The organism is Pseudoalteromonas sp. S327, assembly GCF_005886415.1.
Classification (GTDB): Bacteria; Pseudomonadota; Gammaproteobacteria; order Enterobacterales; family Alteromonadaceae; genus Pseudoalteromonas; species Pseudoalteromonas atlantica.
The window spans coordinates 26,964-51,123 of sequence record NZ_PNDP01000037.1; the positions used below are offsets into that span (position 1 = coordinate 26,964).

The following is a 24,160-nucleotide window of genomic DNA, read 5'->3' on the forward strand; positions in this document are numbered from 1 at the left end:
GTTATTAAAAAGTAAAAAGGCCACGCGAGTGCTTGGCCTTTATTTATTTTATAAATTACGCAAAAAATTATTCAGGTGCTACTTCTAACGTCGTGAATAGAGCATAACGACCGGCATCTACGCCTTCTTCGTTTACTTTAACTTTGTTAGAGGTTTCGATTAGGTATAGGCCTGGCTCTTTCCAGGTTGTGCTAAACATGCCGTTTTTATCGGTTGTTACTTTTATTTCCCCACGTTCGTTACGGTAGCGTGTATCGCCTTTTAAAATGCTTACTTCAATGCCTTCGCCCGCTGGCTTGCCATCTTGTAGTAACCGAAAACGCGCTTGCTCGCCAACAAATAAATCGTTTGGATGCGTTGGGCCGCTAAGCTCAAGGCCTAAGCCAAGTTGTGCAGGCTTAGAAGTACCGTTACGGCTTACAAATGTATCTACTGTAGATATAACTTTAGTTGTGGTTACATCTTTTGCATTGCTTGGTAATTTAGCTTCTGATTTTTTACCAAATACGCGCTTGCGCTTACCTTCTTCGTTTTTGTAGAAGGTCATGTACATTGGCTTTTGCGTCATGGCAATGTGGTAAGTACCTTCTTCTTTTAGGCTTACCGCCGCTGAGCTTTTACGCTTTAGGTAATAAGCACGAATGGTCTCAGATACTTCTTCGCCGTTTGGTGCAAGGGCCATAAGTAGTGTGTCGTCGTACTCTGCGCCTTTTTCTTTTGGCTTAAAGGCTTTGTCGGGTGCAAATATTTCGTTAGAAATACTCGCATCAATCATTACGTAGTGCGCTTTGTCGCCAGATAATGACGTGTGCGAAGGTAATAACCAGCGCCCATGTGCACTTGCCGATGTAGATACCAGCGCCGATAAGCTAAGTGCGCCAATTAAAGCCGTTTTTAATAAATTAATTTTCATTGTATTTCCTTAAATTCAAATGATTAAGTAGCAGCTACTTAGTGCTTACGGTTACAAAACTTGTCGAAAATTCTTTTTTACCTTCAATGGTCACTTTGCCAGCTTGCGATAAATCAAGCTCTACGCGGCTGTAATCACGGCCGCCTTCTTCGCGCACAACCTCAATGTTTAAAAGGTATTTGCCAGGCTTTACGGCATTGCCGTCTAAATCTTTACCTTGCCAGTTAATGGTGTAAGTACCTGCACGCTTAGTGGCGCCGCTTATGCCGTCAAAGTTAATGTCGGTTTTACCTGCTTTACGCCACCATTGGCGCAGATCTTTAAACCATTCTGCTTTTTGAACCCATAGCGCAAGCGTCGTTACGTGTTTACGCTTTGGCGTTTCTAGCCAAACAGCTACGTATGGGCGGTGGTAAGGTTGTACATCAAGATCGGGTAGGGTTAATTCAATCTCTAGCTGTGGCGTTTGTGCCTGCGCAGTTGTTTGAAATAATGCGGCAACCATTAATAGTGCTGCACTTAGTACCGTACTTACTTTTAACATTAAGACACTCCTTTAATTTGTGGCACCCAACATAAATAAATAACCAAAGGCGTTGCTATGCCTAAAACGGTTATCCATATTCCTGCTAAGCGTTTTTTTCTGTTTTGAAATAAAATAATCATCCCGGTGATTGAAAAAATAATCATCAATACCGCTGAAATATCAATAACCCAGCTCCACACGGCGCCACTGTGGCGGCCTTTGTGTAAATCGCCAATCAGGCTTAAAAAGCCACCGGTTTGGTAATCTAGGTTTAGCTCACCGGTTGTAAAATCAAGCTCTGCGTAAGCAAAACCTGCCGGTAGTGGGTAGTCGAGCATAACCAGCGCGTCTTCTTTTTCCCACTCAATGCTTTTAACTTTAGTGAGCGCGTATTGCTCGGCAAAAAACGCTTCTATGTCTGGGTAGAGGGTGGGTAATGTATCTAGTTGAGTATTTGCTTTAGCCATTAACGCTTGAGGAATAGCGGTACTTACTTGGCCGTTGCTTTTGTCGTTTTTAAGCCAATCAACATGGTTAAGTACAATGCCGCTAACGCAAAATAAAATAAGCAAAAAAAACAAAGCTGTAGAAATATAAATATGGAGCGCACGGCTTGTGCTGTACAAAGCCCGCTTATTAATAAACGCCATAAAAACAGTAATTAAATTAAATTTAGAACATGATAATCATTTGCATTAACTATTACAAATTTACTTACTTAACTTTACATTAAATTTTTGGCTAAACGGTGTGTGCATGCAAAAAAGGGCGGTTATTTAGCACTTGGTGGGTGCGAGGGCCTTAAAATTAGGTAAATCATAACGGCTATTTCAATTACGCCAACAAGGTAAATAACCCAAACAGGGGCGTTTGAGTAAAGCAAAAATACAAAACCAATAAGCATACCAATCGCGGCGTAGCATTTTGCTTTTACAGGCACTACTTTATGCGCTTGCCATTGTTGTAAGGTAACGCCGTAGCGAGGGTGGTTAAGTAGCCAGTGTTCAAGCGCCGGTGATGAGCGAGTAAAGCAGGTAAGCGCAAGAATAAAAAAAATGGTGGTAGGCATAACCGGCAGCACAATACCAATAATGCCAAGAGCCACTAACAATAACCCAAGTGCTTTAAGCCATAAGTTTTTATAACAAATAAATACTGCTTTTATATTCACTTAGGCTCTTTTAAGTAATGGCTGTTAGTTAGGATTGTAGGCCAAATAGTTATAAAATCGAACCCTATAAACGCAAAAAAGGGCAAACTAAGTCTGCCCTTTTAAAATACTAAATATGTTTTACTTATTTAGAAGTAGTAACCTACGTTGATGTTAAAGCGACGTTCTGTGTCGCCATCACCTGCAACAGAGCCACCAATAAATGGCTGGTTACGTGCTTGAATAAAGTCAAAGTAAGTAAATAATGCACCGGCCGATACGCTCATGCCTGTAACGTTCATCCACGTATCTGGGCTGTCGTCAGACTTGTCGTAAATAATGCCGTAATCGTTGTAAAATTGAACGCCTGTTACTGGGCCCCAATCAAGCGATAGGTCGTAAGCTACGTTAAAGTTGGTCATGGTTGCTTCGCTTGATACGGTATCGTAGTAATCAAACGCGCCAACTACAAAGCGGTTGCTGTTGTCGTCTAGGTCGTAGTCGTACTCGCCGTGCTGAAATTGAATATTCCAGTTATTAATTTGGCTATTTACATGAAACGCCCACGCGCCGTAGTTACCTGCACGGTCGTTACCGTCGTGTAAACCACCGCTTAGTAGTGATACGCCAATATCGGTTTTAGCGTTTTCACTGTGCTCAATTTGATACACTGTACGACCAGCAAAAGTATTGTACTCACCAAGGCGTGAACCTGGTGCGTCGTAGGTGCCTTCGGTTGTTGCACGGCTACCAACAATATCGTAAGAGTAACGTTCGTTAACTTCTGAGCTGCCATCAACGCCGCCTACTTCATCATTTTTGAAAAAGCCGAGGTCTAGTTTCCAGTTGTCTTTAAGTTTACGGTTTACTGTTACACCTAAATCAAAGTCATCTTCTAGGCCAACGTAGTAGTTGGTGCTAAAAAAGTAGCTGTGTGAGTTGTATGGGCCGTTACCAAACGGTACAGGTGCAATACCGGCTTGCGCTTCCCAGCCATCTGTAAATTCGTAACCTAAGTATGCATACTTAACAATGGTCATGTAATCGTAAAAACGAAAATCACCATTTACAGAAATATCGCTAATTTCACCCGATAAGTTAAGGCGAAATACTTCAAAGTCTAAATCGCCGCCACGGTCTTGCGTGTCTTCATCGTAGGTGTTTGTGCTGTAGTTAAAACGTACGGCACCGCCAATTTTAATGCCTTCATCTTCTTGTTCAGGCGCAGCGGCGGCAACAACAACTTCTTTGTTGTCGGCCTTTTTACTGATCTCGGCAACTTGTTGTTCGTGTTGCTTGTTGATTTGGCTTTGCTTTGATTTTTCATCAGCAAGCTGCTGTTCAAGCAACTGCATTTGTTGCTTAAGCTGCTTTAATTGGCTTTGCAGTGTGTCGAGATCGGCTGCATGAGCAGTGCTTGCTGCACCGCCAAGCATTAGTGCTAGCGTTAATTTTGAGAGTTTAGTCATTGTTGATGCTCAGGTTTTGATTAAAAAATAAAAAAATTCAAGGTGCCCAAAAGCCCCTTACGAATGATGTAAGAACTAATTTAAATTTATTTTTTATTTTTTTTATTTATTTGGTGTTTGAGTTAACGCGCCTACCTCTAACAGAGGTGATGCGTCTAACTTATCAGCATCCATCATTGCTGCAACGCGTTGCATAGATGAAAGCAATAAACTTTGCTCCCACTCTGCAAGTGCAGAAAACTTTTCAATAAAGTGTTCTTGCAGTGGCTGAGGTGCTTTTTCTAGTAACTCTTTCCCTTGCTCGGTGAGGTATAAGCTCACTCGGCGTTTATCCATTTGACTACGAACGCGTGTTACAAGGTTTCTGCTTTCTATTCTATCAAGAATATTAGTTACAGTAGCCGGGCTTAAGTTAACATTCTGAGCGATACGGCTTGCTGTTATTCCATCGGTGTGCGCTACTTCTTGCATTATAAGCAATTGTGGGCCTGTTAAACCTGATGTTTTATTTAGCTGCTTAGAATGTAAGTCAATCGCGCGGATTACTTTACGTAAAGAAACTAATAATTCGTCATATTTTTGCATTTGCTTATCTCGTCGATGGGCCAAAGGTGTGCCGTAATCGCGAAATGTTACACATCAAATAAATTGAATTCAAATAATAAATTAAGCTTGAGCCCATGTTTATTGGTTTTTATTAGTTTGAGCAGAAACTAAAATAGTATAATTTTGTTTAAAACTTATTAAATGTTATTAGCATATTGTTTGCATTGTGGTGCGCACACTACGTATGTTGTGAATAATTGGCAAGTCTTATGGTTTAGACTTTAGTATTATACCCACCTGCATTAATACCTTAATAAATTTAACATGCGTTTGCCTAAGCTTAGCCGCGGTTTTACTGCCCTAAAGCATGGCCATTATTTATACGCATTAGTGTTATTTATAACAGCTGTTATTAATTGGTAATTGTTTGTAAGTTAGCTGTGTATGTATTAATCGCCAATGAACAAATTTCAATCTACAAAGGTCAACACGCCCTAGTGAGTATAGCGTATACTTTGCACATGCATTATTGTTTATATGCACATGTTAAAAATCTTTAATATCAGCATTGTAGGGAAAAACATGAAATTATCGCCATCAGTTAGCATTGAACAAAGCGAAACCGGCCTAGAGTTTATAAAAGTTGCGAGCTCAAAGTGTGATGCAAAAATATTTTTGCAAGGCGGGCAAATTACCGAGTTCATCCCAAAAAATAACAAGCCACTTATTTGGATCTCTAAAAACGAGTCGTTTCAAGAAGGGGTGAGCATTCGCGGTGGTATTCCTATTTGTTGGCCTTGGTTTGGTAATCATGAAAACCAAGATTGGCCAGCACACGGCTTTGCACGTACCAGTTTATGGCAAGCTGATGCTGTGCATGAAGATGATGAGCACATTACAATTAGCTTAAACTTACCCATGAAGTTAGTTAACCCAACGTATTGGCCGCACCAATCGGCGTTAAAGGTTGAGTTTGTTTTGAGCGAGCAATTACAGGTGCGTTTAACAACCACTAATTTAAGTAATAGCCCTTTTAGCTATACGCAGGCTTTGCACAGCTATTTTCCTACCTCAGATATAAATCACACCCATGTAGAAGGTTTACAAGGCGCGCAATATATTGAGTTTGGTGAAGGGCCGTTTGCGCAAAATGCGCCAGTGGAGTTTACCCGCGAAACCGATATGGTTTATACCCAGGCCGCTAAGCAGCAACACATTCACACCCCAGATGGGATTATTAATGTAAGCCGCGAGAACTCAAGCTCGTGTGTGCTGTGGAACCCATGGATAGAAAAATCTAAGCGTTTATCTAATTTTGCTGACGATGAATACCTGAGCATGGTGTGTTTAGAAGCCGCTAATGTGTTAGAAGATAACGTGACACTTGAGCCTAAACAAAGCCATACGTTAGTTACTACAATCAGCTGGGCTAACAGTCAGTAAATAGGAAAGGTACTTAAAATCGTGTTTGATAATCAGCAAGTAATGGATTTACCAAAGCATAGCGAAATACAGCTCAACCCCTTGGCCGATAAAGCGTTACTGCACGTGCAACTTAATTGGCTGGCGTTTTACATTCCTTTTTGCGCGGTACTGTTTGCTGTTTGTTACTTTAACGAAGCGTTTGCTAACAAAGCACAAACCTACTTGCTGATAGGCGTGCCTATTTTAATATTGATTTCAATGCTTTATAACGCCCTGAGTATTAAGCTGCAGGGCTTTGCGCTGCGCAATCACGATATTGCGTTTAAAAAAGGGGTTATTTGGCAGCAAATAACTATTTTGCCCCTCGCGCGCGTACAGCATATGGAAATTCACCAAGGCCCCATTGAGCGAAAACTAAAGTTAGCCAGTTTAAAGTTATTTAGTGCCGGCGGGGTCAGTGCTGATTTACAAATAAGTGGCTTAACCCACGAGCAGTGCAAAAACATACGCCAATTTGTACAAAATTATCGCCAAGACGGCACACCCGCGCAGGTTGAATTAGCAAATGAGTAATACCATTAGCGAGGAGCAAAGTAGCTCACTACATTGGCAAAAAGTATCGCCTTGGGCGGTGTTGTATTTTGTGGTGTATTTTAGTGTGCGCTTTGTAAAAGACGGGCTTTTAAACCTGCTGCCTATGCTTGTGGTGTTTGTAACACAAGTAGAAAACAAGCTGTTTTGGGCGCAAGTTGCAGGTGCTATTGCGATAGTGACACTGCTAATATATTCAATTTTATATTACATAAATTTTAAGTTTTGCATTAGCGACGATCACGAAATTTTGCTTAACAAAGGGGTGTTTAAAAAAGAGCGCCTAACGCTAAAATTTTCGCGCGTGCAAAACGTTAATATTGCTGAGCCCTTTTATTTTACGCCCGTTAATTTGGTTAATTGTATTTTTGATGCCGCAGGCAGCGTAACCCAAGAGGCGGTATTGCCAGGTGTTACTAAAGCCTATGCACAGCAAATGCGTAAACAAATTTTTGCCTTTAAGGCGCAGCAGCAACCCGACGAGCAAACACCCTCAAGCGAGCATTTTGAAGCAGAAAATAGCTTACGTATCAGTAATAAAGAAATCGCTAAATTTGGCTTAATGTCTAATATGGCTATATTAGCAATGGCCGCTATTGCGCCTTTTATAAATGTGTTGGTAGATTTTTTAGAGCAGCAAATTATTGCTAAGGTAGAGGGGTTTTATCAGCAAGAGCTTGGTTTACTGGCAAGTGCTGCAACCTTTGCCCTGATAACGCTTATTGCTTTGCTTGTTTTAACGGCTGTGATGTTGTCGGTAGGTATGTCGCTTATTCGTTTTTATAACTTTGAGCTTTACTTTAAAGGCCAAAAATTTAAACGTATTGCCGGCTTATTAGAGCGCCATCAGTTGTCTATGAGCATGGATAAAGTGCAATCTATAGTTATAAAACAAAACCTAATGGGGCGGTTACTAAAGCGTTTTACCGTTGAGTGCTTACAGGCAAGTAGCGGCGGTATAGCGGCGGGTGTGGCTGCTAAAAAAAATAAACAAACCTTAGTGTTACCCGTTTTAAATAGCGAGCAAGTAGATAGCGTTTGCCAATGGATTTACCCGTGGTTTAATAGCAAAAAATTGCAGTTTAACGGCGCAGAACGTGCCTTACTTTATAAAAACTTGAGCTTTTATGCCTTAATTCCAAGCGCTATTGTGCTGTTAGGTTGTTATTTAGGCGACTTTAATGCCTGGCTTAGCTTGGGAGTATTACTTATTTTAGCGGGATTAGTAACGCTTACTTATCAGCGTTATGGCTATTATTTGCATGAAGACAACGGCCGTTTTTACATGGTGGTACGCAAAGGTATGATAGGTGTGCATTACCGTGTGTTTGAACTGTATAAAGCACAAAGTGCACGCAGTATTAGTACCTACTTTATGCGCCGCGCAGGGCTTAAAAGCCTGTATATACAACTTGCATCAGGGTTTGCCTTTATGCCCTATATAAAGCAGCAAGATGCTGATTATATAATTGATTTTACTCTTTATCAGGCGGAGTCAACGCAGCGTAATTGGATGTAATTATACCAATCGACTTACATATTTAGCCTTTTTAGGTTGCCAAATAAAGCGTTAACGGCGTTATTAATCTTTCATGTAAAACAAGGCATTGCTTAATTTAAAAGCTTATAAATTATACACTTTCATAAGCTTTGTTACATTTTTTTACTGCAACATTAGTTGGTTTAATAATACTCTAAGTGGTATCAATCATTTAAAGGATTATTATGAAAAAATCACTCATCGCTGCCTCTTTGTTATTAGCCACACCTACCTTAGCTGCTGATTGGCAAACTATTCATACCGAGCACTTTAATGTGCATTACAGCACCGAAAACGCCGATTATGCTAAATCGACAGCGGTCGAACTTGAAATAGTACGCAGTAAAGTGCTTGAGCAGCAAAACCGAGCGCTCGATAAAGTAGTTGATGTGGTGGTGTTTGATCCCCTAAATGCGCCCAACGGCTTTGCTTTACCTACTTCTAATAATCCTTTAATGGCCCTTTTTACCACGCCCCCACAATCAGATACGGTGGTTTCTAACATTAGTGGCTGGCAGCAATTACTGATATTGCACGAATATATTCACTTAGTGCATTTAGCGCAGCCAACACGCAACACGTGGCAGCAAAAAATACGGGGTGTGTGGGATATTTACGACTTAACTTACAGTGATATGCCGCGCTGGGTAGCCGAAGGTTATGCAACCTTACTTGAGTCAAAAATGACGGGCCGAGGGCGACTATTTGATAACTACACTGAGTCAATGCTAATTGAGTTTGCCCAGCAGGGGGCATTGCCTAGCTATAGCCAGCTAAGCGATACAGAGGGCGGTTTTATGGCTGGCTCTATGGCGTATTTAATGGGCAGCCGGTTTTTAAATTGGCTAGAGCAAACTTATTCAGCGCAAATGCTCGATGCCGTTTGGACACGTATGCAGGCAGTTAAAAAGCGCGATTTTAACGAGGCCTTTACTGGGATATTTGGCCAAAGTGCGGCTAAGTTATATGGCCGCTTTATTGCACAATATACCTATAAAGCGATGGCAAAAGAGCAGTCAGAGCCTGCGCTTAACAGCGAGCTGTGGTTAAAGCTTAACTTATATGCAAGCAACCCTGCGCTTTCAAAAGATGGCAGTAAACTTGCGATTGTTGAGCGCGATAAAGATAAAAAAACCAAGCTTATTATTTATAGCACGCAGGATAATACTAAAGCTGAAGATGAATTTACAAAAGCACAAAAAGCGCTATTAGAAAACGATGCATTGGATATACCCGATAACGCCCCGAGTGTATTTAAACGTGAGAAAAAGCACGTATTAAATCAAATAAACAGAGCGGGAATTGCTAATCCACAATGGGTAAATAACAGTACACTTTACTTTAATGCTTATACACGTGAAGAGACGGGTGTTTATAACAAAGTGTCTGATATTTTTAGTTATAACATCGAAACCGGAAAAGTTGAGCAGTTAACTAAACTTGCTGGCTTACGCCGCTTTAGTGTTACAAACAATGGAGAAACCCTTTACGCCGAGCAAGTACGTGGTGGCTACTCAGAATTAGTAAAAGTAGACTTAACAACGCAAACCATTACCTCTTTATTTACTAAAAGCTTAAAAACAGCTTACGACTACCCAACTTTTAGCCCTGATGGAACCCAGCTAGCTTATGTATCAGCCAATTTGAATGAGAATTGGCAATTGTATATACAAGATATTGCCAATAATACTCGCCAAGCCGTGCCTATGCCAAACGGGTATCAATACTTAAGCCAACCCAGCTTTAGTAAAAACGGAGAAAAAATTTACTTTGTAGCCGGATTAAAAGGCTCAACTGATATTTATAGCTACCATATTGTAAATAGCACATTAACTAAACTTACCCAGGGCCAAGAAGCCGTTGCCCACCCGCTAGAAACAAACGAAGGGGCATTACTTTATTTATCTATTACTGCTGATGGGCCTAATGTAAAGCAACTACCGAGTACGCTAGAGGGTGAAGTAATCACTGATTTAGCACTTGATAATAGCGCGCCACTGCTTTTGGTTGATCAATACACTTTGCCTAAAGCAAAAATATATAGCGAAAATGTAGGTAAACAAAGCAGCTACGATGTGCTTGATCAGCATGCGAGCCTAGCGCTAGGCGCACAGTATTACTCGGCCGCTTCAAGTACTTTAAATATAAATATTAAAAGTAGTGACTTACTTAAACAGTTAGACCTTCAAGCGGGCTATAGTGTTGATTTAAATGATGATGCTTTGCACGGTGGATACGCTCAGGCAAAATATAATGCACTGCCAGTTAAGCTTAAATTGAGTGTATTTAATTATGATTTAAATACCGCAAAACAATACCAAGCGAGCGAAAATGCAGAAGTATCTGCACGAGGTGGTTTTGCAGTCTTAAGTTACCCGATTAAATACGCGGCGTTTAGCATAACGCCAGAGCTGGCTTATAACTATACCGATTATAAACAAGACTATAATAAATGGGCACGCATAGGCATTACACAAAGCTGGCAGTACGACCGCCAAGCATTTGCTATAGGGCAAAGTGTTAATGCCCAGTATTACGATGGCAGCAGTAAAAACAATAATTGGGATGGCTATGATTTAGCGGCCAAATTATTTGGTAAAGCGTTTGATGTGCCGCTTTATATTAATTTTACTCAAAAGCAGCGCGATGATAGCAGCTTAGCGCTAGGCGGATTTAGCTCAAACCTAATTAGCGAGCATCAAAATAGTGAGTTTGTGCTTTCATCAGAGCTGCCATTTTATAGCACAACTGCTGAGCGCTACATGGGTTATGGCGGTGGTTTTAGCTTTAAAGAAGGCATGCCGTGGCTTTATTACAAACAGCATCAGGTAGATGATGCGGTATACGCACAAAGTTATGGTTTAAAGTATCAAGGCAATTTTAGCTTTGGATTAGGCCCAGTCGGTGTGAACGATTTAACCTTTAATATGGGATTATCCCGCGTAGAAGGCGATAGCTTTGAGGATGAAATGCGCGGCTGGTTTAGCTTTTACTACTCGCTTTAAGTAAATTGCTATAACACGCTAATGCACTTGTGTAATAAGTGCATTAGCAAAAGCCGCGTTTAAACTAATTTAAAATACCTATGGTTAATTGTGCTTGTTTAGCGACGCAAGCTTAGCTTGATATACGTTTAGCCTTTCTTTATTGCGCTCATACTGGATGGCTTTTTCAAGCAAGCTTTGTGTTTGCGCTGTATTACCTTGTTGGTAGCGAATTTTAGCCAGCTCTAAATAGAGCTCCGATATATAAGGGGCTTTTGCAATGGCGAGTTCAAGTTGTTTTTTAGCTTGAGTGACCTTGCCCTGATGTAAGTTATTTTTAGCAATAACGAGTAGCTCGTAGGGATCTTTTTCTTTATCAACAAGCTGGCTTGTTAGGCGTTTTTCTAGTGTTTTATCTCCCAACTCTTTTGCTAATATTCGATAGTTATTAATTAAATTTATACTTATATCGTTTCTATCAAGCGCGGTTTGGTAAATCATGTGAGCGCTTTTTAAATCGCCTGCACGGCGGTGCAGCACGCCGGCTATATTAAACAGCTCTGCATCGTTTGGCGTAAAGCGGTTGGCTTGCATAATTAAAGAGTAAGCCTTATTAAGGTTGTTTTCGGCTAGTGCCGTGGCCGCTAAGTTGCTATAAAAATTAGAGAGTAAATCGTTATACGTAGCGCTGCCTGAATAAAAGCTGCCGCGGGTGGGGAAGTAATCAATTAACGTGCCTGCGCGAATTATTACAATAATATCTTCATCTGTTTCTTTTTTTGGGGCGTAAATTTTCGTTCTAAAGTGGTTAGCAACATAAATTACATTGCCTTCTTTGGCATACACAGGTTCGCTCGTCATTTCTTGAAAGCTGGTTTCGAGATTTAAAAGCTGCGCATAGCTTTGCGTAAGTATGGCTAAACTAATGCAGTTACCTTCTGAGCGTTCAATCGCTTGTTGGGCTGTGAGGGTGGCGCCGTCATACTTAAAGTTGGTGAGCTGGTTTTGCAGGTAATTAAAAATAATTTCATCAGCGCGTACATTGTTTAGACGCGAGTGTGCGTAGGTTAAAAACGCGCTTTTTTCAGGCTCCGACAGCTCAAAAATACTGTGCTCGCTAGGTGTTTTAACCTGCTCGAAAAGCGAGTGATTTATTATATGGGTAAGTTGTACTTTTTTAATTGGCGCTTCAGGCGGGGTACTACTGCAAGCAGCTAGCAATAAACTAAGTGTAAAAACTAAATATTTCATATATCACCTCACTGTGATTTTTAACATTACAGTGAGGTGATTTTTTAATCAAGCACTTACAGTGCGGTGTTTACTTAAGCGGTTTTTTTGAGACTGTTTTTTACGCTTACGGCGAGTAAACCATAAATAAAAGCCAGTACCGCCAAGCCAAACAGGGCTTAAACCAATAACACACCAAATTATTTTACTAATGAGCCCTGCAAAATAGCCAAAGTGTAGTTTTCTAAAGCTATCAATTACTTGCCAACCTACACCCACTTCGCGAATGTCCCAGTTAGCCATATGCTCGCCCGTTAGCTTATTGTAAGTCACGGTATTGGCATATTCACTGGCAAGCGGGTTGCTGGTATCAACCTCACCAAATAACGTTATGTTTTCGTCTGGCTCAAGCGGCATTACTAAAAACGTACCATTAAAGGTGGGTATTTGCTTTTGGCTGTCATCAAGTACGTGCTGAAAAGAAATCTCTTCATTGTATAAATTTTTAGTTAATACAAAGTGCTCTTCTTCTGCGTGTTCAATTACTTCGTGATACCACACCGCGCCGTTAAAGTAGCCGCCGGTGATGGCTAAAATTATAATAATTGGCGAGCCAATTACGCCGGTCATTTTATGAATGTCGCTAAGCACTATTTGCAGTGTGGCGCGCCAGCGTACGCTAAATAAACGCTGCCAAAACTTACGATAAATAATAAGACCTGTAATACTCAGTACTAAAAAAAACACCGCAAAAAAGAACCCTAAAACAGTGCCAGTTTGCCCTGGTAAGCTTTTTAAATCGTTAAGTAAAAAGGTGTAATGTAAGTCTAAAAACCAGTCGGTAAAGTAATGGCTAGTGCCTACTGGCTCCGATAAAATATTGCCCGTGTATTGATCTAAATGAAATTTATACCAGTCCTCTGTACCGCGTTTAATTAAATAAACCCGATCAGCAGTATCATCGTTAAATATTTCCCAGCTACCAACAACATACTCAGGGTAGGTTTTTTGAGTTTTTGTTATAAGTGTATCAATAGGTAAGCGGTTGGCTTGTTGTTGTACAACAAAGTGACTGTCTGGCATTAGTAAGCCGTCAATCTCGCTTTTAAATACCAAAACGCTACCAGTTATACTGATAACAAGCAGCGGAATAAGCGCTATAAGGGCTACCCAGCTGTGAATTTTAAAAAGTGTTTTTCTCATAGTTTATTTTTTGTGTAATTGCCACGGACCTGCGTATGATAACAATTATCAGTTCTATTTCATAGTTGTGCGATGAATGCACAATAATTGTTTTAGAGCGAGCCGATCTCTAGAGTAAAATGTGTTTAAGCTGTGGTGTAAGGTTGGTAACTTTTAAATGCAAAGAGGCTCTGGTGTTCACTTAAAGTAACGCTTTTTGTACAGCTATCTTGCCAGTGCCTAATATAGGTTTACGCTAATTTGTTGAGTAAAATGTATTCATCATTACAATGCGCGCTCACTTTAAAACCCTTTTAAAAACATATGTTTATTTATTGTTTCAGGCGGGTTTTATATTAACATTTAAGTAACGAGCGAGGTTGTTTTGGCGCACTATCTACCTATTTTGTCGGCTTTTATTTTAGTTTTTAGCTTTTTACCGCTATTGAGCAAAATTAGAAAGAATCGCAGTGTGTCGGGGTTATCACTATTAATGATGACCTTTGGTTTAGCACAAAGCCTCTACTTTATTACTTACAATATTTATTTTGAACGCTACTTTATTGCTTTACCATTTTTTGTAACTGGAGCGCTAAGTGGTTTAATTTTATATTACTTTGCACGCTATAACGCCGCAAAAGCTGAACGTATACAGCTTTTGGCTATGCTTGGCTTTTCGTTATTACCTTTTTTATTGCTGTTAAATAAAAGCCTAGAAACATCATCGGTGCTCAACGCCCTTACATACGTAGGGCTGGTAATGAGCTCAGTGCGGGTTATGCCGCAAACGTATAAAACCTTACGCAGTGGCAATATTAGCAATTTAAGCGCCCGCTACTTTAGCTTGCAGTTTGTAGCAGGTACCTGTGGCTTATTTGTAGAGCTAAGCAGTGCTATGCCCAGCACCTCGCATATTTTAATGTTTGTTATGCTACTACTTACAAATGCCGTGCAATTTGCATGTATGCAATATTATAAAATGCGCCCCGCAATGGCTTAAAAAACAATCGTCTTCTATTTATATTGTGCTAAATATGTGGCAAGTTACTTTATCAAATAAAAGGATAAAGTATGAATTGGAATCAGTTTGGCTACATTTGCCGTGTCTATAGTTCTAAAACATTAAGTGCCGCACAAAAAGAAGAGCTAACCACACAATCGTATTTAGCCGTTTATGCTAATAAATACGCAGACAGTAAATTAGCCAATTGCCTTGCAGCAAAATTTGCCCTGCAAGATGCAGGTATTTTGCAAAAACAAGCCCTGCATTATCAATGTGTACCGCAGCTAGTTAGCGGGTATAAATTTGAGCACAAAGGCATTTTTAGCTATTTAACTGCTGTTTTTTTTATTTATGTTTTTTCTTCGCTTTTATATCAGTCTTTTGTTGTTCCTACATTTGTAGAGATATATAGCAATCATATGGCTTCTTCCGCGCACACCTTAGGTGATTACTTTTCTTATTGGTATGTGCCAATTATTCTATTGGTTTTACTGCAAAGCATTATTTTTATAGTAATTTTTAAAATTAAAAATGCATGCGCTTTAACCGACTCGCAGCCTTTTATTGGTTTATCAAAAGCTTTACTTCCCCGCAGTTTAATTAAGAAATACGATCGCCTAATGACAACGCTTAACTTTGCGGTAAATTTCAAAGAGGATGAAAACGCCGCAATAGTCGAAACTAAACATTTGGCTAAGTGTGATTCGTTAGGCTACGAAACTCATGAAGAGTTTAAAGTGTTACTTGAGCAGCTGCTGGAACAATTTAATTTGCAGGCTAAAGGCTTTATAAATAAGCTAGTTATTCTGTATGGATTAGTCATTGTTGTGTCAATTTACTTATTTGTGAAAGCGGCTTATCAACCAATTTTTATGCTAGGAGAAGTGTTATGAAGTCAAAAGGATTTACGCTAATTGAATTGATGGTCGTAATTTCTATTATTGGTATTTTGGCGGCCGTTGCTTTACCTCAATACAGTAAATATATGCAAAAAGCTGAACTTGTTGATCCGCTTGCTATGGCCGCAGTAATTAGAGAAGACGTAACTACGTATTACATTGAAAACAGAGAGTTTCCTAAAAATAATAAACAAGCAAACGTGCCTGAAAGTAAATATTTAATAGGAAATCGAGTGACAGGTATTTCCATAGAAAACGGTGCAATTAACATTAGCTTGGGGAATAAAGCCTCGCAGCCTTTGCAAAATACAGTTTTAACTTTTAGACCCGCAGTCGTTACTAATAGCCCCACAAGTCCTATTGCATGGTTATGTGGTTTTGATGAACCTGTTGTAGGGATGCAAGCTGTGGGTGAAAATAAAACGACAGTACCTAAAGATGTATTACCTTCGGCTTGTTTATAACTAATTTAGGGGGGAGCCTATGCAACTCACCATCCATCAAATTGATGCGTTTACCAGCGAGTTATTTAAAGGCAATTACGCGGCTGTGATCCCGCTTGAGTCGTGGCTTAGTGATGAGTTAATGCTTAATATTGGCGCTGAAAATAATGTTTCTGAAACTGCGTTTAGTTGCCCTTTGGCAGATGGCAGTTTTGCAATACGGTGGTTTTCGCCATTAATGGAAATAGATTTTTGCGGCCACGCTACGCTCGCTGCCGCGTATGTTTTATGCGAGCAGCACAACCTTAGCCAAGTGCGCTTTAACGCCGCGGCTGTAGGGGAGCTTATTGTTAATAAAAATAGCGATGGTAGTTTTGCTATGACCTTTCCTAAACAAGCGCCAGATGAAGTGCAAACTATACCCGATGCGTTGTTGAAAGGGTTGTCTATACAACCTATTAAGGTGCTTAAAAACCGCCAAGCATATTTTGCTATATACGAAAATGCTCAACACATTCATGATTTAACCACTGAGTCTGATTTGTTAAAAACCTTATATCCACTTGATGTGGTCGCCACTGCGAGTTCTGCTGAGTACGATATTGTGTCTCGTTATTTTTGGCCAGCAAGTGGTGGCGAAGAAGACTTTGCTACGGGCTCTATTCATACCGGCCTTGCCCCCTACTGGGCGCAGCAATTAGGTAAAAATAAATTAAACGCGTATCAGGCTTCAAGCCGAGGTGGTTTTATACAATGCGAAGTAGGCGAAAATACAGTGACCTTAACCGGTAACGCCGTGCGGTATTTAAAAGGCACAATTTATTTATAAATAAACAGGCCACGTATTACGTGGCCTGTTTGATTTAGTTAATTAAGCTTCTAACGCTTTAGCAATTAAGTGATCAATATACTTTTTATGCGCTTTAGTTGCTGTATCGGCTCCCCATCCTACGCTGGTATCAGCTATTTGCGTTAGCTGATAGAGCGCGGCTGTTTTTGCCAAATTGTCGTGTTTACTGGCTTTGCCTAGGCCTGCAATAGCAATAAGCTGATTTACATACTCAATTTGTAGATTGCGGCTAATAGACGTGCTCTCTTTGCTATCAACAAAAATACTGGCAGTTAGGTCGTCCATAAATTGCGTTAGGCTATATTCGTTACCGTACAGCGCGGTGTCTGAAATACGCAGCATAACAGCAGGGTGCAGCAATTGCGCAAGTACTGTTTTTTGCATGCCTAAAATCATTTTGTGCGCTTTAGGGTCTTCATTTTTACCATAATGGCTAAAGCCGCGACGCTGTTGCTGTAAATAGTTATACAGTGGTTGCATGCTAGTGAGTACATCTGGCGCAAATACATATTTAGCAAGTATGTTCATTGCTTGTGTTTGGCGCTCAAGCGGTACGGGGGTAAAGGGTTTATCAGCATGCTGGTCGCCCACAACGGCACGTTCAACATATACGCCACCTATTTGGCGAGAAACAATGCCCGCTTGCGAGCGGTATTGGCCAAATAAACTATTAGCTGAGGTAACCAGTTGTTGGTAAGACTCACCTTTTACTGTGGCTTTATCTTTTAGCTCAGTAAATAACTTATTAATTAGCGCCATACGGTCGGCGCCATAGGCTGCAGGGTTTGATGAAAGGTCGCCTATCATTACCCGTGGGTCTATATGGCGACCCGGTGCGCGCATGTCGTCGGCATCGTTACCAAAGGCAAGCGCATGCTCGCTAGAGCGCGCTAATATAGTATTTAGGCGTGCGCGCTCTGCGGTTTCATCTTCAAGGGCTGTGCTGTAGCCATAGTTTATAGCCCAGTCGTCATAAGGGCCTGGTTTGGTTTGAAAAATATCGCCTTGCTGCACACCAATGGGGGCTATGTTGGCCGGCGCATAATCCATCACTGAGCCTGTAACTATGCCTTGGGTTTTGGTTTTATCATGAATCTCTTTTTCATCCCACAAAATAGACGATTTCATATTGTGGTTTAAGCCTAGTGTATGGCCTACTTCATGAAGAATTAACTGAGTTAAACCTTGGCGAATCATTTCATTGTCATCAATGGAGGCACCTGTTGCTAAGCCTTTAGCAAGTAATAGGTTTTGTTGAATTTCATGGCCTAGTGAGCAATTTAAATCGCCACTTGTGTGCAGGTTTTCGCCGTGGCTCATTGTGCCTTGTGTGTAAAGCGTGTCGTAAATCCAGCGGTTTTTCATAAACACAAACTCAAGCATAATGTCTGAGCCAAGTATTTCACCGGTTAGCGGGTTGGCCAGAGCCGGCCCGTAGCCACCAAATGGCGGTTTAGGTGATGAAGTCCAACGTAATACGTTGTAGTTAATATCACCAGCATCCCAGGTTGCGTCATCGGGTTGTACTTTAACTTCTAGTGCGTTTTTAAAACCGGCTTTTTCAAAAGCGCTATTCCAGGTAAGTACGGCATCGCGTATTGTGTCGCGCCACTCTACTGGGGTGGTATTTTCTATCCACCAGGTAATTGGCTTTACTGGCTCAGAAAGCTCAGCACTAGGGTTTTTCTTTTGTAGGTCCCAGCGTTTAATTACATCTTCATATGGCGCCCAATCGGTCGAGGTCATTAGATCAAATTGATTGGTGAAATAGCCTATGCGCGCGTCATCTTTACGTGGTTTATAGTCGTTTTTTGGTAATGCAACAAAAGAGTGCTGCACCTTTACAGAGACATTGCGCGGGTCGCTTACTGCGCTTGTACCACGCACGGTGGGGCTGGCATTACTAAATACGTAATCTACAACCACATCTAAGTTATTTGGGTAAGGACGCTGCTTAACAATACGCGACTTTTTGCTGTTTAATTTACCCACTTTAAAGCGTTTTTTAGCTTTTTTATCGGCAGGGTTTGGCGTTGGCGATACCTTGTGTAGCGCCTCACTTAAAAATAACTTGTTGACCTTAAAGGCTATTTTTCCTTGCTCTTCTTTTTCTATTTTAATGCTGGCTAAAACGGCTTCGCTAATATTGGCATTGCTTGCTTTGGCAATGGCACTGTTTTGATCAAATTTATAGCGAGGGGTTTTGCTAACTATATCTATGCGGTCAAAGTATTTTCTAAACTCAATAAGCTTGGTTTCTCTATAGGCACCGCGATAATGCCCAGCATCAGTGACACCGTCGACTGTATGAGCAAAGTATACAAAAGGGGTATTAAGCTGCGATTCGGTGATCACCATTAAGTGCTCACCGGTTTTTGGGTCTTGGTATAAATTAAAAATACCTGAAAATTCGGTTTGTCCTTCGACCATTTCGCTTAGGGTTTGTGGTTTTTTGTCTTCTTTTTTATCGCTAGCCAGTGCGTGGCCGCTAAGCGCTACACTAAGTGTTAGCGCAAGGGTTGTTAATTTCATTGTAATAATCTTTTTCGCTGTTATTTATTTAGTGTGACTGTACGTAAATTAAAATTTGTTCGCACATCTTCTCGATGAAATAATAGCCTAAACCTGTAATTCATTGATTTTAAATAGTAAAATTTTGTAACAAAATATAATAAATGCGATGAATAGCAGGTGTTTGTTAACGGGTACAGAGCTATATTTAGTTCCCAATTTTATTTGTAACAGTTGCTTACAAATGTCAGGTTAATGTTTTATTGCGCTCTGTTATTATAGTGTTAGTAGAAATATGAGGTAATTAGGATATGCAATCAAATTCACTGAGATGGGTGTTCCCATTTGTAGCATTAGCCATTGGTGTAGTGGGCTTTATGGGAATAAACGCTATTGCACAAGAAGATCAAAGTAAAACAGCAGTAGATACACGCCCCACCGTGCAAGTTGAGCCTGTAGAAGCTAATAATCATCAAGTAATAATAAACAGCTATGGCGAAATAAAACCATTAGAAAATACGCAGTTGGCGGCGCAGGTGTCGGGCGAAGTAATTAGCTGGCACCCTAACTTTGTAGCGGGTGGCGTGGTTTCTCGTGGCGATACACTTATTAGCATTGAAAAAGACAACTACGAAGCAGCCGTATTGGTAGCCGAAGCCGATTTAGCGCGTGCAAAAGCGGCCTTAATTGAAGAGCAAGCGCAGGCAAAAGTAGCCGAAGACGAAGCAAAGCGTTTTCCGAGTAAGGCACGTACCGACTTGTTTTTACGTAAACCGCAGGTGCTAAGCGCCCAAGCAGCGGTTAAATCGGCGCAAGCCGCATTAAAAAGAGCGCAACGCGATTTAGAAAACTGCGATATAAAAGCACCTTACGATGCGCTTGTTATAAGCCGCAATGTGGGGGTAGGCCAGTTTGTGGCTATGGGCGCACAAGTGGCCGATTTAAATAATATAGAAACAGCAGAGGTTATTATTCCTATTGCTGGTTTTGATAGCGTATTTTTACCGGAGCGAATTAAGGGCATTAAGGCCACTATTATTCAAAAAGGTTTAAACAGTTTTACACGTGAAGGCGTGATTGACCGCGACTTAGGTATTGTAGATAACGCGACGCGCATGAGCAGCTTAGTGGTACGTATTGAAGACCCATACGGCTTAAAAACACAGCAACCGGCTATTAAATTTGGCAGCTACGTGCAGGTTAATTTTGCAGGCGCCATGCTTAAAAATATTTACCGTTTGCCGCAATCATTAGTGAATAACCAAACGGTGTGGATAGTTAACGAAAACCAAGAGCTTGAACCGCGCAAAGTAACCGTAGTGAGAGAAGAAGGCGAGTACTTTTATATTAGCAGCGGACTTAACGCCGATGATAAGTTGGTTACCACGTTACCTGAGTACCCACAAAAAGGCATGCAGGTTAAAGTGGCTGGCATGGGCGAGCCAAGTAACGCTAATACAAACACCGAAAGTAGCGCTGATGCGCAACAGTTGTAAGGTGTAAATTAATGAGCGAATCAATTGAAAAAAAACAAACAGGGTTAATAGCTTATTTTGCTAAAAACTCTGTTGCAGCCAACCTAATGATGGTTTTTATCATCATTATGGGGATTATTAGCTACTTAACCATTCAGCGCCAAATGTTTCCTAATGTAGAAATTAACTACATTAATGTTGAGGCAAATTACCCCGGTGCCTCACCACAAGAAATTGAAGAAAGCATTCTTATAAAAATTGAAGAATCACTAAAGGATGTGACCGAAATTAAAAAGGGCGTGTACCGCGCCTTTAGAAATGGCGGTAGAGCAAGCCTTGAAATTAACACCGATGCAGAGCTTACCGATGTACTTGATAAGGTAAAGCTGCGTGTTGATGGTATTGCAACCTTTCCTGCAGGTATGGAACCGGTCACCATAAGTCAGATTGAGTTTAGGCAAGATGTTATAGGGATGACCTTAGTTGCCGATTTGCCGCTGACAGAACTCAAACCAATTGCCAATCAAATTGAAGATGAGCTATTACAGCTATCTAACGTGTCGTTGGTAGAAAACGATGTGCCGCTTGATGAAATAGCCATTGAAATCGACCCAGACACTTTACGCCAATACAATTTAACCCTAAGCGATGTAATGACCGCTGTGCGTAATTACTCTGCTAATTTTTCGGCGGGGCAACTAACAACAGATGCGGGGATTATTTCTGTTCGGGTTGAAAACCAGTATTACTCTGGCGATGAGTTTAGACAAATTCCGGTAAAAATAGGCGAATACGGCGCTAAAGTATTGTTGCAAGACATTGCTGTTATTAAAGACCAATTTACCGAAGGCGAGCGCTACTTTAAATTTAATGGCGAAAACGCGGTGTATATGTCTGTAAAGGCAACGCAAGATCAAAACATGATCCCCGTTGCCGATTCGGTTAAAGCATTTATTGAGCAAAAAAATACCCAGCTGCCACCGGGCGTTAGGTTAGAGCCATTAATGGACATGACGTACTACCTAAATGCGCGCCTTGATATGATGAAAGCTAACTTGTTTCAAGGGGCAATATTAGTCGCTATTATGCTTTCGTTATTCTTGCGCTTTAAATTAGCGCTCTGGGTAATGATTGGCTTACCAGTGTGCTTTTTAGGCGCCATGATGCTAATGCCTTTATTTGGTATAAGCATTAATATTATTTCGTTGTTTGCTTTTATTATGGTGCTCGGGATTGTGGTAGATGACGCCATAGTAATAGGTGAGGCCGCCTATACTGAGGTTGAAAAAAGCGGAGGCGGAGTTGAAAACGTCGTCCGTGGTGCTAACCGTGTAGCAACCCCTGCTACATTTGGCGTACTAACAACCATTGCGGTGTTTGCCCCGTTTACACTTTCGAGCGGGCCAGAAAGCGCCTTCTTTTACGGTATTGCTGTAGTAGTTATGCTGTGTTTAGTATTTAGCTTAGTTGAATCAAAACTTATTTTACCGGCGCACATTGCCCACACGCACTTTTCACCTATTAAAAAAGGGGGCTGGCGCGATAGGTTTAATACCCGCTTTTTTGGCTTTGTAAATGGCCCTTATAAGCGTTTTATATCGCGTTGTGTAGATTGGCGTTGGACAGTATTGTTTGGCTTTATTGCTATGTTTTTTATAAGCATTGCGCTGATCACATCAAATAAAGTACGCACTGTACCTACTCCTAAAGTGCCGCATGATTTTCCGCAAATTCAAATAGAAATGAATGACAATGTGTCTGACTTACAAACTATTGCAGCTATTCGTGAAGTAGAAGCCATGGTGTTAAGAGTTGATGAAGAAACAGAGCGTGAATTTGGCCAAAAAATAATTCGTGATGTACTGGTATTTAACCAAGGCAGAACGGAGTCTCAGTTACTTGCGCCGTTGGTTGATGAAGATTTACGCCCTTATAACGCGTTTGAACTTTCGCGCCGCTGGCGAGAAGCCATGCCAACCATTGCCGGTATTAAATCACTCACTATTGAAGATGATGTTGGCGGCGGTGGCGGCACCGGCGAAGGCGAATTTGGTTATTTACTGTTTGGCTCAGATATAGAAACGCTTAATGCGGCAGGCCGTCGTTTTATTCAGCTATTACAGCAACAAAAAGGCTTGTTTGATATAAGCTCAACCATTGACCCTGCTAGCAAAGAAGTGCAAATGAGCTTAAAACCTGTAGCTTACGATTTAGGGCTCGACCTTGCTAACATTGCAAACCAAGTAGGCGCTAGTTTTTATGGTGGCGAAGCGCAGCGTGTAATACGTAACGGCGAAGAAGTAAGAGTAATGGTACGTTACCCTAAACTGACTCGCGAAGCGTTTTCATCGCTAAAACACACTGTAGTTACTACACCGCAAGGGCGTGAAGTACTTTTAGGCGATGTGGTCGAATTAACCGAAACGCCGGGTATTAGCTATATTCGCCGTGAGGGCGGTTATCGTACTGTTTATGTGTACGGCAGTATTGATGAAGAAGTTATAGAGCCAGGCGAAGTGGTTTCGCAAGTAAAAGAAAACTTACTGCCGCAACTTAAAGAAGAATACCCAAGTGTAAAATCAGAGCTAGGTGGCGCAATAGAAGAGCAACAAGCGCAAGCTAATGAGCAGCTGCTGTTTTTTGTAGGCGGCATGATTTTAGTTTATATATTGCTTGCTGTACCACTTAAAAGTTATGCCCAGCCGCTTATTGTTATGTCGGTTATTCCGTTTAGTTTAACGGGGGCTATTTGGGGACACTTTTGGTTTGATTTAGACATTAGCTTAATGTCGGGCTTTGGTTTAATAGCCGCGGCCGGCGTAGTAATAAACGACTCGCTGGTAATGACCGACTACGTAAACCAAGTACGCCGAGAGGGTGTAAGTGTTAAAAACGCGGTAATAGAAGCCGGTTGTGCACGCTTTAGGGCAATATTATTAACCTCTATTACAACCTTTGCAGGGGTTCTGCCCATAATGTTTGAAACCAGTTTACAAGCTAAATTTGTAATCCCTATGGCAGTAGCGCTAGGCTTTGCGGTAATGTTTGCAACACTAATCACCCTTATATTGGTGCCGTGCTTGTACATTATTTTAGGCGATATTGGCGGCGTGTTTAAAATGGCTTTTCGAAAAGTATTTAGGCGAAAAGCCCCTATAAACCAAACCTCTTAAACTATTAAAAGCCAACTTTAACAAGTTGGCTTTTTAGTTATTTAGGGTTATATAAAAATTTCGGTTACATTCTTTTGTTTGAATAAGCTTTGCGCACGTTTTATAATCACTTTTTTCTGTTGGCAAATTAGTCGAAAGGCTAAGACGCAAAGTTTCCGGTCTAAGGTGTAAACTACGATAGCGGGGCTGCTGCATAATTTTTATACGGTATTGCTTGCCCTCAGTGTCGTTTTTGTGTATCCATATTATA

19 protein-coding genes and 1 riboswitch are annotated in these 24,160 nt (G+C 40.9%); of the genes, 10 read left to right on the forward strand and 9 right to left on the reverse strand.

Going from position 1 to position 24,160, the window contains the following annotated elements; genetic code table 11:
* Nucleotides 1–67: 67 nt before the first annotated feature.
* The 6 genes from CWB60_RS12415 to CWB60_RS12440 form a co-directional block, all read right to left on the reverse strand.
* On the reverse strand, nt 68–913 hold the full coding sequence (locus CWB60_RS12415; protein WP_138577349.1) for a DUF4198 domain-containing protein: 846 nt from the start codon (nt 911–913) through the stop codon (nt 68–70).
* Nucleotides 914–947: 34 nt separating this feature from the next.
* On the reverse strand, nt 948–1,457 hold the full coding sequence (locus CWB60_RS12420) for a DUF2271 domain-containing protein (protein ID WP_054983579.1): 510 nt from the start codon (nt 1,455–1,457) through the stop codon (nt 948–950).
* On the reverse strand, nt 1,457–2,089 hold the full coding sequence (locus CWB60_RS12425; protein ID WP_004586014.1) for a PepSY-associated TM helix domain-containing protein: 633 nt from the start codon (nt 2,087–2,089) through the stop codon (nt 1,457–1,459). The genes CWB60_RS12420 and CWB60_RS12425 overlap by 1 nt, the downstream gene beginning before the upstream one ends.
* A 122-nt stretch (nt 2,090–2,211) precedes the next feature.
* On the reverse strand, nt 2,212–2,610 hold the full coding sequence (locus CWB60_RS12430; protein ID WP_024033997.1) for a YbaN family protein: 399 nt from the start codon (nt 2,608–2,610) through the stop codon (nt 2,212–2,214).
* Between the two features lie 128 nt (nt 2,611–2,738).
* Nucleotides 2,739–4,058 carry a porin family protein gene (locus tag CWB60_RS12435; RefSeq protein WP_024033996.1) on the reverse strand — a complete coding sequence of 440 codons (1,320 nt, stop codon included), beginning with the start codon at nt 4,056–4,058 and terminating at the stop codon, nt 2,739–2,741.
* 102 nt (nt 4,059–4,160) lie between these two features.
* Nucleotides 4,161–4,643, reverse strand: coding sequence for a MarR family winged helix-turn-helix transcriptional regulator (locus CWB60_RS12440; RefSeq protein WP_004586011.1), 483 nt, complete (start codon nt 4,641–4,643; stop codon nt 4,161–4,163).
* A 543-nt stretch (nt 4,644–5,186) separates the two neighbouring features.
* Here CWB60_RS12440 and CWB60_RS12445 point away from each other — a divergent pair.
* From CWB60_RS12445 to CWB60_RS12460, 4 genes are all read left to right on the forward strand, one after another.
* On the forward strand, nt 5,187–6,047 hold the full coding sequence (locus CWB60_RS12445; RefSeq protein WP_138577351.1) for a D-hexose-6-phosphate mutarotase: 861 nt from the start codon (nt 5,187–5,189) through the stop codon (nt 6,045–6,047).
* Nucleotides 6,048–6,068: 21 nt separating this feature from the next.
* Nucleotides 6,069–6,602 carry a PH domain-containing protein gene (locus tag CWB60_RS12450; protein WP_055255437.1) on the forward strand — a complete coding sequence of 178 codons (534 nt, stop codon included), beginning with the start codon at nt 6,069–6,071 and terminating at the stop codon, nt 6,600–6,602.
* Nucleotides 6,595–8,139, forward strand: a complete 1,545-nt coding sequence (locus tag CWB60_RS12455; protein ID WP_138577353.1) for a PH domain-containing protein — start codon at nt 6,595–6,597, stop codon at nt 8,137–8,139. Before CWB60_RS12450 ends, CWB60_RS12455 begins: the two co-directional genes overlap by 8 nt.
* A gap of 206 nt (nt 8,140–8,345) precedes the next feature.
* Complete coding sequence (locus CWB60_RS12460) at nt 8,346–11,165, forward strand: TolB family protein (RefSeq protein WP_138577355.1); 2,820 nt, start codon at nt 8,346–8,348, stop codon at nt 11,163–11,165.
* Nucleotides 11,166–11,249: 84 nt separating this feature from the next.
* Here the strand turns inward: CWB60_RS12460 and CWB60_RS12465 are convergent, their stop codons facing one another.
* The gene (locus CWB60_RS12465) at nt 11,250–12,395 is read right to left on the reverse strand and encodes a tetratricopeptide repeat protein (protein WP_138577357.1); all 1,146 of its coding nucleotides are present in this window, start codon (nt 12,393–12,395) and stop codon (nt 11,250–11,252) included.
* Nucleotides 12,396–12,443: 48 nt separating this feature from the next.
* Nucleotides 12,444–13,577 carry a PepSY-associated TM helix domain-containing protein gene (locus CWB60_RS12470; protein ID WP_138577359.1) on the reverse strand — a complete coding sequence of 378 codons (1,134 nt, stop codon included), beginning with the start codon at nt 13,575–13,577 and terminating at the stop codon, nt 12,444–12,446.
* Between the two features lie 364 nt (nt 13,578–13,941).
* On the opposite strand from CWB60_RS12470, the gene CWB60_RS12475 reads away from it, so the two are divergent.
* The 4 genes from CWB60_RS12475 to CWB60_RS12490 all read left to right on the forward strand — a co-directional run bounded on the left by CWB60_RS12475 (nt 13,942) and on the right by CWB60_RS12490 (nt 16,730).
* Entirely contained in the window at nt 13,942–14,556 is a 615-nt protein-coding gene (locus tag CWB60_RS12475; protein ID WP_138577361.1) for a PQ-loop domain-containing transporter, read from the forward strand.
* A 71-nt stretch (nt 14,557–14,627) separates the two neighbouring features.
* A complete protein-coding gene (locus tag CWB60_RS12480) occupies nt 14,628–15,452 on the forward strand; it encodes a hypothetical protein (RefSeq protein WP_138577363.1) in 825 nt (274 codons plus the stop codon).
* Nucleotides 15,449–15,922: a pilin gene (locus CWB60_RS12485; protein WP_004586002.1), complete on the forward strand. Its 474-nt coding sequence runs from the start codon at nt 15,449–15,451 to the stop codon at nt 15,920–15,922. Before CWB60_RS12480 ends, CWB60_RS12485 begins: the two co-directional genes overlap by 4 nt.
* Nucleotides 15,923–15,941: 19 nt before the next feature.
* Complete coding sequence (locus CWB60_RS12490; protein ID WP_138577365.1) at nt 15,942–16,730, forward strand: PhzF family phenazine biosynthesis protein; 789 nt, start codon at nt 15,942–15,944, stop codon at nt 16,728–16,730.
* Nucleotides 16,731–16,772: 42 nt separating this feature from the next.
* Here the strand turns inward: CWB60_RS12490 and CWB60_RS12495 are convergent, their stop codons facing one another.
* On the reverse strand, nt 16,773–19,283 hold the full coding sequence (locus CWB60_RS12495) for a zinc-dependent metalloprotease (RefSeq protein ID WP_138577367.1): 2,511 nt from the start codon (nt 19,281–19,283) through the stop codon (nt 16,773–16,775).
* A gap of 290 nt (nt 19,284–19,573) precedes the next feature.
* Here CWB60_RS12495 and CWB60_RS12500 point away from each other — a divergent pair, with 290 nt between their 5' ends.
* Both CWB60_RS12500 and CWB60_RS12505 read left to right on the forward strand, forming a co-directional pair.
* Nucleotides 19,574–20,758 carry an efflux RND transporter periplasmic adaptor subunit gene (locus CWB60_RS12500; protein WP_138577368.1) on the forward strand — a complete coding sequence of 395 codons (1,185 nt, stop codon included), beginning with the start codon at nt 19,574–19,576 and terminating at the stop codon, nt 20,756–20,758.
* Nucleotides 20,759–20,769: 11 nt separating this feature from the next.
* On the forward strand, nt 20,770–23,910 hold the full coding sequence (locus CWB60_RS12505; RefSeq protein ID WP_126008619.1) for an efflux RND transporter permease subunit: 3,141 nt from the start codon (nt 20,770–20,772) through the stop codon (nt 23,908–23,910).
* A gap of 111 nt (nt 23,911–24,021) precedes the next feature.
* Nucleotides 24,022–24,104: riboswitch (cyclic di-GMP riboswitch) on the forward strand.
* The last annotated feature ends 56 nt before the right edge of the window (nt 24,105–24,160 follow it).

What these genes read in the sequence shown, in the direction of transcription:
- CWB60_RS12420 (WP_054983579.1), bottom strand. Translation starts at nt 1,457, where the DNA reads ATGTTAAAAGTAAGTACGGTACTAAGTGCAGCACTATTAATGGTTGCC.
- CWB60_RS12415 (WP_138577349.1), bottom strand. Translation starts at nt 913, where the DNA reads ATGAAAATTAATTTATTAAAAACGGCTTTAATTGGCGCACTTAGCTTA.
- CWB60_RS12465 (WP_138577357.1), bottom strand. Translation starts at nt 12,395, where the DNA reads ATGAAATATTTAGTTTTTACACTTAGTTTATTGCTAGCTGCTTGCAGT.
- CWB60_RS12480 (WP_138577363.1), top strand. Translation starts at nt 14,628, where the DNA reads ATGAATTGGAATCAGTTTGGCTACATTTGCCGTGTCTATAGTTCTAAA.
- CWB60_RS12435 (WP_024033996.1), bottom strand. Translation starts at nt 4,058, where the DNA reads ATGACTAAACTCTCAAAATTAACGCTAGCACTAATGCTTGGCGGTGCA.
- CWB60_RS12425 (WP_004586014.1), bottom strand. Translation starts at nt 2,089, where the DNA reads ATGGCGTTTATTAATAAGCGGGCTTTGTACAGCACAAGCCGTGCGCTC.
- CWB60_RS12505 (WP_126008619.1), top strand. Translation starts at nt 20,770, where the DNA reads ATGAGCGAATCAATTGAAAAAAAACAAACAGGGTTAATAGCTTATTTT.
- CWB60_RS12440 (WP_004586011.1), bottom strand. Translation starts at nt 4,643, where the DNA reads ATGCAAAAATATGACGAATTATTAGTTTCTTTACGTAAAGTAATCCGC.
- CWB60_RS12500 (WP_138577368.1), top strand. Translation starts at nt 19,574, where the DNA reads ATGCAATCAAATTCACTGAGATGGGTGTTCCCATTTGTAGCATTAGCC.
- CWB60_RS12455 (WP_138577353.1), top strand. Translation starts at nt 6,595, where the DNA reads ATGAGTAATACCATTAGCGAGGAGCAAAGTAGCTCACTACATTGGCAA.
- CWB60_RS12445 (WP_138577351.1), top strand. Translation starts at nt 5,187, where the DNA reads ATGAAATTATCGCCATCAGTTAGCATTGAACAAAGCGAAACCGGCCTA.
- CWB60_RS12460 (WP_138577355.1), top strand. Translation starts at nt 8,346, where the DNA reads ATGAAAAAATCACTCATCGCTGCCTCTTTGTTATTAGCCACACCTACC.
- CWB60_RS12470 (WP_138577359.1), bottom strand. Translation starts at nt 13,577, where the DNA reads ATGAGAAAAACACTTTTTAAAATTCACAGCTGGGTAGCCCTTATAGCG.
- CWB60_RS12490 (WP_138577365.1), top strand. Translation starts at nt 15,942, where the DNA reads ATGCAACTCACCATCCATCAAATTGATGCGTTTACCAGCGAGTTATTT.
- CWB60_RS12495 (WP_138577367.1), bottom strand. Translation starts at nt 19,283, where the DNA reads ATGAAATTAACAACCCTTGCGCTAACACTTAGTGTAGCGCTTAGCGGC.
- CWB60_RS12485 (WP_004586002.1), top strand. Translation starts at nt 15,449, where the DNA reads ATGAAGTCAAAAGGATTTACGCTAATTGAATTGATGGTCGTAATTTCT.